The organism is Haliscomenobacter sp., from assembly GCF_033763495.1.
Classification (GTDB): Bacteria; Bacteroidota; Bacteroidia; order Chitinophagales; family Saprospiraceae; genus Haliscomenobacter.
This window is the reverse complement of sequence record NZ_JANRKL010000127.1, coordinates 41,488-49,049: the sequence shown is the minus strand read 5'-3', so window position 1 is coordinate 49,049 and position 7,562 is coordinate 41,488. Positions and strand designations below refer to the sequence as shown.

The window sequence follows — 7,562 nt, the reverse complement described above, 5'->3', positions numbered from 1 at the left end:
CTCATCCGCCGAATGGCGCTCAACCTACTCAAAACAAATGGTGACAAACCTAAAGTCAGCATTAATCGTAGAATGAACCGATGTGCATTGTCGGACAAGTATAGAGAAAATACCCTCAAATTTTAATGCGTTTGCCCTGCTACTATGACCGACCCTAAAACTGTGAAAAGGATAAGACGGATTTTCTTGACTAATTTTCTCTATTATTTTATAGAGATAAATCATGCGTAATTCTTTAGTACTATTCAGTTCAGCATTTTCAAGCTTTTCAATCTCATTTTTTAATTCTATTATTTGATTATTTATTTCAGATGTTTTTTCAATAATATATTGGTATCTGTTTGTAATCGTACTATACAGCTCTCCTTTATTTTGGCTTAATTTGGTGAAATCATTAGGATAAATATTTTTGTAGACTATCATTGCCAAAAGTTTATCTTGAGACAAACTTTCATTCAGTTTTTTGAAGTATACATGATACTCATTCATAATATTATAAAGTAGTCGCATGTCGTCAATAAAGAGTGAAATATCATCAACTAAACTTTCAGAAATTTTATATTTATTTAGTTCTATGAGCTTTAGTAATTTATCATTGGAGTTTGAAGAGTTTATAACAGGAATTACAGGAATCATAAAATCAAAGAACTTAGTTCGGTCTTTGTCTTGAAACATATCATCTCTTATAGCATAAATAAAAACAACATCATTTTCTATCTTCTTGGAGTTATTAATGAGAAGGTTTATTTCTCTTAGCTTTGTAAAAACATCTGTTTGCTCAAACCTGTCAAGGTCTTCGATAATTACAATGTTATATTTTGTAACTTCAAAGAAGTATAGGATCTCATCTATATGGTTATTGAGAATTGATTTGCTTATTTTATCATCAATTTCAATTGATGCATTATTTATCCCCAATTTTTTAACTGATAATCTTTTTAAGGTTCTAATTGAACTATAAACTATCAGTAAAATTCCAAAAGCAATTATTAGGACAGATAAATAATGAAAGAAAAAACTATTCTGAGCTGGTAGTTCTTTAAGGTAAAACTTTGCTAAAAAATCAGGAAATACTATGTGTAAAAATGATGTTGTAAAGATTAGCAAGCCAATAGTTATCAGCAATGAATAACTATTTTTTTGAATTTTAATTTTTTTAAACCTTGAGTCAGGTATTTTTGTGTCTTTTTCGTGATAAAAAAGCTGTTGTAAAATACTTAGTTCTATCAACCTTAGTAAGTCATCTTTAGTTTCAGGAATCGTTGTCTCACTATTCTTTTCTTCTTTAAAAGTTGCTAATGAAATAGGTAAAAATTTGTAATCATTATTAGATTTACACCTGTTTCGAAAAGTATTTATGATACTACTTTTTCCTGCTCCATAAGGACCTGCGATTGCAATATTTTTAATCTTATCCCTCTTGTTTAAAGCCCATTCAAGCGCATTTAAATAATCGTCAACTTTCTCTGCATTATCTGTAGGGGATAGTGAATTATAGGGTAAATTTATTTCTGTTTTTGTTAGTAGTTTTGTGTGTTGAATCGATAAAAAATCAATAAACAATTTTAATATTTTCAAAATACTATTCTTCATATTTTTAGTTTCTTTAAGTCTTTGGTTTAATTGCGCCCAACTTAAGCACTACCACAACTAAAATCTAAGTAAAACCCGCATTGCTTCTTTCACCTAGTCGTTAGCTGCGTGTATGTTTGCTTAGTCTACGGCTCATTTTATTCCGCCCAAGTGATTCAAAAAATTAATAATGCGTCACATTTGCGAATATAGCAAGGGATTGTTAATCCAACAAGCAATTACCCATTAAATTTTCCAATCATCAACCAGACTTTTAACCCAATTCCCCCTATCCTCGGTTGCAATTCCCCCCACATCCCCCTATCTTGCCCCTCGAAAATCTTAGATTAGCATGAAACCAAATCAATACTTCCTTTGGCTACTGGCATTCCTATGCTGTACCCTAGCCCAAACGAGTTATGCCCAAGCCGTCTGGACCGAGCCATTTTTCCCACGCCCCAACCAGCCCGTTACCGTGTATTTTGACGCTGCCCAGGGCACGGGAGGTCTCAAAGATTGTGGTTGTACTGTGTACGTCCATACGGGGGTGATCACCAACGCCAGCACCTCCACGAGTGACTGGAAAAACGTGCAGACCACCTGGGGGCAAGCCAATGCTGCCTGGGCCATGAGTGCCGTAGCCGGGCGACCCAATGTATACAAGTACGAAATCAAGCCCAGCATCAACGAGTATTACAAAATCACGAGCGGCACCGTACAAAAAATGGCTTATGTATTCCGCAATGGCACTGGCAACCGTGAAGGCAAGGACACTGGAGGCAAAGACTTCTTCCTGGACGTCTACAACCAAAGCGGCCTGCTGACCGCCCTGCTGGCCCCCACCAACCGCAACCAGGTGGTAACCGAAGGCACTTCCATCCTCGTCAAAGCCGTCGCCTCCGAAACCGCAGATTTGAAACTTCTAGATAATGGCGTTGAACTCACCCAAACCACTGGCACCGAACTCAACTACAATCTCCTCGCAGGCCCTCCAGGCAACCACAAGGTGCAATTCATCGCCGCCACTGCTTCCGCTCGGGACACCGAAATCTTCAATTACCTGGTGCCCATCGTCAAAGCGCCGCAGGATGCCCCCGCTGGCACCCAATTGGGCATCAACTACCTGGCCGACGACAAGGTGCGTTTGGCCCTTTACGCCCCCGGCAAAGTGGGCATTTACGTCATCGGCGACTTCAACGATTGGACCATTTCTACCGAATACCTGCTCAACCGCAGCATCAATGGCACCACCCACTGGATTGACCTGCCTACGCTCAAAGCGGGCGAAACCTACCGCTTTCAATACGTGGTGGACGGCACCCGCCGCATTGGTGACCCTTATAGTACGCTGGTGCTCGACCCTGACAATGACCGTTTCATCAGCGCACAAACTTTCCCGAATCTGCCTGCTTACCCTACCGGGAAAACCACGGGTATTGTTTCGGTGATGCAACCCGGCAAAGCGGCTTATCCCTGGAAAACCACCAACTTCCAGCGCCCGGCCAAGGAAAAACTGGCCGTCTACGAGTTGCTCCTGCGCGACTTTACCGCGCGGCACGATTACCAAAGTTTGATCGATACCCTGAATTATTTCCAGCGTTTGGGCATCAATGCCATCGAGCTGATGCCGGTCAACGAGTTTGAAGGCAATGTTTCCTGGGGTTACAACCCCTCGTACCACATGGCGTTGGACAAATATTACGGCACCCCCGAAAAGTTTAAGGAATTTGTGGATGCCTGCCATGCGCGCGGTATTGCGGTGATTTTGGATGTGGTGTTCAACCACGCTTTTAGCCAAAGCCCCTTGGCACAACTCTATTGGGACGACGCCAATTCCCGCCCCACTGCCGACAACCCCTGGTTGAACGTCACGGCCAAACACGATTTTAACGTCGGTTACGACTTCAATCACGAAAGTATCGCGACCAAGGAGTTTGTCAAAAAAGTCCTCCAATTTTGGCTGGCCGAATACCGGGTCGACGGTTTCCGTTTTGATTTGTCCAAAGGTTTTACCCAAAAACAAACCCTGGGCAACGTGCCACTTTGGGGCAATTACGACGCCTCGCGGATCGCTATTTGGAATGACTATGCAGGTTTTATCCGCTCCAATTCCACCGATGCCTACATCATCCTGGAGCATTTTGCCGACAACAATGAAGAAATTGAATTGGGCATCAATGGTATGATGTTGTGGGGCAACCAAAACAATCAATTCAACGAGGCCACCATGGGCTACTCCAATAGCTTGAGCAACCTGGATTACCGCACCCGTGGCATGACCAACCCCAGAGCCATTAACTATATGGAAAGCCACGATGAAGAGCGCCTGATGTACAAAAACCTGCAATTTGGGAATACCGCTGGGGGCTATTCTGTCAAAAACCTGAGCACGGCCCTCAAACGCCAGGAGATGGCCTCGGTGATTTTTTACAGCGTTCCCGGCCCCAAAATGCTCTGGCAGTTTGGCGAACTGGGCTACGATTACTCCATCAATACCTGTACCAATGGCACGGTCAGTGGCTGTCGCCTCGATCCCAAACCCATCCGCTGGGACTACCTCAATCAGCCGGACCGGAAACGTTTGTTCGACGTGACGCGGAGCATGTTGTACTTGCGCAAAAATTATCCGGTGTTCCACACCAGCGATTTCAGTACTCAATTGAGTTCAAGTGTGGAAAAACAAATCATCCTGCGCGACCCCAGTCTAAATGTGGTGGTGGCTGCCAATTTTGGGGTCTTGTCAACCAGCTTCAGCGTCAACTTCCCAGCCGCTGGCAAGTACTACAATTATTTTACCCGCGACAGCATCACAGTGAGCGGCACCAGCCAAACGGTTAATTTCCAACCTGGGCAATACTTTTTGTGGACTTCCAAGTTCCTGCCCGAAGCCCCAGCCCTGATTACCACCAGTACCCGGGCGGAATTGCAGGCGCGCTACCAGCTGGAGGTTTTTCCAAACCCTACCCATGGCGCCGCACAAATTCGCTTTGAATTGCCCGAGGCTACCCAGGTCAAAGTCCAATTGTTCAACAACCTGGGACAAAACGTGGGCACCGTTCACGAAGGTTACCTGAATGCTGGCAAACAGCAATTGCAATGGAATAAAGCTTTGAACCCCGGCCTGTATTATGTGAGCATGCAGATTGGGCAAGGAGTCCTAACTCAAACGCTAGTAGTGCAATAATTGTAATAGGTTATGACTTCGCCTTCGGCGAAGCGCAAACAAAATTTTTAGCCACAAATGACACAAATTTTCACAAATTAAGGCACGAACTTCGTTCGTGTTGGGAGCACAAACGAAAGTTTGTGCCTTAATTTGTGAAAATTTGTGTCGTTTGTGGCTTGATTTCAAAATAAGACGCCACCAAAGGTGGGGTCTTAAACTTGCACCAATAATTTTTCAATCCCTGACTGATGATCAATTGCCTGAACATCAGTCAAGGTAATATGCCTACATGGCATTTTGACAATTCATCATTTATCATTCATCTCTCATCATTATTTTTCCTATCTTCGCCCCGAAATTAGCAAACGCTAAGTGACATAAAACCATAGCCAACTAGCACATGGTGGGTGATCTAAAGAAAAAAAAAGCAGCTCGAGCGACTGAGAATGCGCAATGGAATCGGGAAGAGGTTCTCGAAGATTTCCGCATCTGTTGTGTGAGCCGCGAAGTCAGCCTGATGGCGCGGAAGGAAGTGTTGACCGGAAAAGCCAAATTCGCTGTAACGGGTGATGGCAAGGAGGTTCCACAAGTTGCGATGGCAAAGGCTTTTATGAAAGGGGATTACCGTGCTGGCTATTACCGGGATCAAACCTGGATGTTTGCCCTCGGAATCGTCAGTTTGGAAGATTATTTTGCCCAATTGTACGCCGATACCGAAAATGATCCATTTTCTGGCGGCCGACAAATGAACAACCACTTCGCTACCCCCATCGTTGATCCACAAACGGGGGAATGGGCCAATCAGCTCGAACAATACAACGTTTCATCGGATGTTTCCTGCACCGCAGGCCAAATGGCCCGGGCACTGGGTTTTGCCTTTGCTTCCAAGAAGTATCGGGAGAGCAAGGCCTTGTCGCAAGGCACCCCATTTTCGGTGAATGGCAACGAGGTTTGTTTTTCCACCATTGGAGACGCCAGTACTTCCGAAGGTATATTTTGGGAAGTCATTAATGCAGCAGGCGTCTTGCAAGTGCCGCTGGTCATTTCAGTATGGGACGATGGTTATGGCATTTCCGTACCCGTCGAATACCAAACCACCAAAGGCAGCATTTCGGCGGTTTTGAGTGGTTTTGAACCCGATGAAAACAACGCCGGAGTGCGTATTTACACCGAAAAAGCCTGGCGTTACCCCGAATTGGTGGCTTTGTACAAAAGCGTAATTGACGATGCGAGGCAGCAACACCAACCCGCGCTAATCCATATTCAGGAAGTGACCCAACCACAGGGGCACTCCACTTCAGGCTCCCACGAGCGCTACAAATCGAAGGAGCGTTTGCAATGGGAGCGCGATTTCGACTGCATCCTGCAAATGGAGCAATGGATGATCGCCGAGGGTTTGGCCAGCCCGGATGAAACCCGTCAAATTCGGGATAAAGCCCGCAAAACGGTTAAAGAAGCCCGCGACCGGGCCTGGAAAGCGTATGCAACGCCAACCATTCAAACCCGCAAACAACTGGAAGGCATTTATCAGGACATGTTGGGCAGTCACCCACGGATTCAGCCTTTGGTGAAAGAAGCCCAGGAATTGATTACCCCGGTGATCAGCGAGTTGTTGCAAAGTGCCCGCCGGATTGTGTACCAAACCATCGGTGAGGACTCTCCGGCAAGACAAACCTTGGTGAAGTGGGTAAAAGAAGTGGAAGCATTGGCCCAACAGCGTTACCATACCCACCTGTACAGCGAAACACCCAACGCGGCCCTAAAAGTGCCCGTCGTTGCACCTGAATACAGTGAAGATTCTCCCGTAAAAAACGGTTTTGAAATCCTCAACGCCTATTTTGACGCCATCATTGAAAAAGACCCTCGGGTGTATGGTTTTGGCGAAGATGTGGGCAAAATTGGGGATGTCAATCAAGGTTTCGCGGGCTTGCAAGCCAAACACGGCGAAGAACGGGTTTTTGATACGGGCATCCGCGAATGGTCGATCATGGGCCAGGCGATAGGCATGTCGATGCGCGGTTTGAAACCCATCGCTGAGATTCAATACCTCGATTACCTACTGTACGGTCTGGAACCCTTGTCCGACGACGTTGCTTGTCTGCGCTACCGCACCAATGGCATTCAAACTGCGCCGCTCATCGTACGCACCCGGGGCCACCGCCTGGAGGGCATCTGGCACGCGGGTTCTCCCATGGGCATGATGATCAACTCCTTGCGCGGCATGTATATCCTGACGCCGCGCAACATGACCCAGGCGGCTGGCATGTACAATACCATGTTGCTTTCGGACGAACCGGCCATCATCGTGGAATGCCTCAATGGATATCGTCTAAAAGAACAATTACCGGATAACATCGGCACTTTCACCGTACCCGTTGGTGTGCCCGAAACCCTGCAGGAAGGCACAGATGTGACCCTGGTGACCTACGGATCTTGTGTACGGGTGGCTCAAGAAGGTATGAAGATGCTGGAAAAAATGGGCATTTCGGTAGAACTGATCGATGCTCAAAGCCTTCTGCCCTTTGATGTACACCACCAAATCGTAGAGTCGCTGAAAAAGACCAATCGGGTGGTCTTCATGGACGAGGATGTGCCCGGTGGCGCCAGCGCCTACATGATGCGGGAAGTATTGGAAGTGCAGGATGGTTACCAGTTCCTGGATGCTGCACCCTTGACCATTACCGCCAAGGCGCATCGCCCACCTTATGGTTCGGATGGCGACTACTTCACCAAACCCAACCCGGAAGACGTTTTTGAAACGATTTATAAAATGATGTGTGAGGGGGAACCAGCTCGCTTTAAAGGCTTTTTAGGTTAATTCTAG

At 46.0% G+C, this 7,562-nt stretch carries 3 protein-coding genes; 2 read left to right on the top strand and 1 reads right to left on the bottom strand.

The window, feature by feature from the left end; all coding sequences use genetic code 11:
* Positions 1-24: 24 nt before the first annotated feature.
* The gene (locus SFV55_RS13465; protein WP_320030032.1) at positions 25-1,593 is read right to left on the bottom strand and encodes a P-loop NTPase fold protein; all 1,569 of its coding nucleotides are present in this window, start codon (positions 1,591-1,593) and stop codon (positions 25-27) included.
* Positions 1,594-1,924: 331 nt separating this feature from the next.
* Here SFV55_RS13465 and SFV55_RS13460 point away from each other — a divergent pair, with 331 nt between their 5' ends.
* Together SFV55_RS13460 and SFV55_RS13455 are read left to right on the top strand one after the other, a co-directional pair.
* On the top strand, positions 1,925-4,756 hold the full coding sequence (locus tag SFV55_RS13460; protein ID WP_320030031.1) for an alpha-amylase family glycosyl hydrolase: 2,832 nt from the start codon (positions 1,925-1,927) through the stop codon (positions 4,754-4,756).
* Between the two features lie 382 nt (positions 4,757-5,138).
* Entirely contained in the window at positions 5,139-7,556 is a 2,418-nt protein-coding gene (locus SFV55_RS13455) for a thiamine pyrophosphate-dependent enzyme (RefSeq protein WP_320030030.1), read from the top strand.
* Positions 7,557-7,562 lie beyond the last annotated feature (6 nt).

Coding starts and splice junctions, on each gene's coding strand:
- SFV55_RS13460 (WP_320030031.1), top strand. CDS start 1,925: ATGAAACCAAATCAATACTTCCTTTGGCTACTGGCATTCCTATGCTGT.
- SFV55_RS13455 (WP_320030030.1), top strand. CDS start 5,139: ATGGTGGGTGATCTAAAGAAAAAAAAAGCAGCTCGAGCGACTGAGAAT.
- SFV55_RS13465 (WP_320030032.1), bottom strand. CDS start 1,593: ATGAAGAATAGTATTTTGAAAATATTAAAATTGTTTATTGATTTTTTA.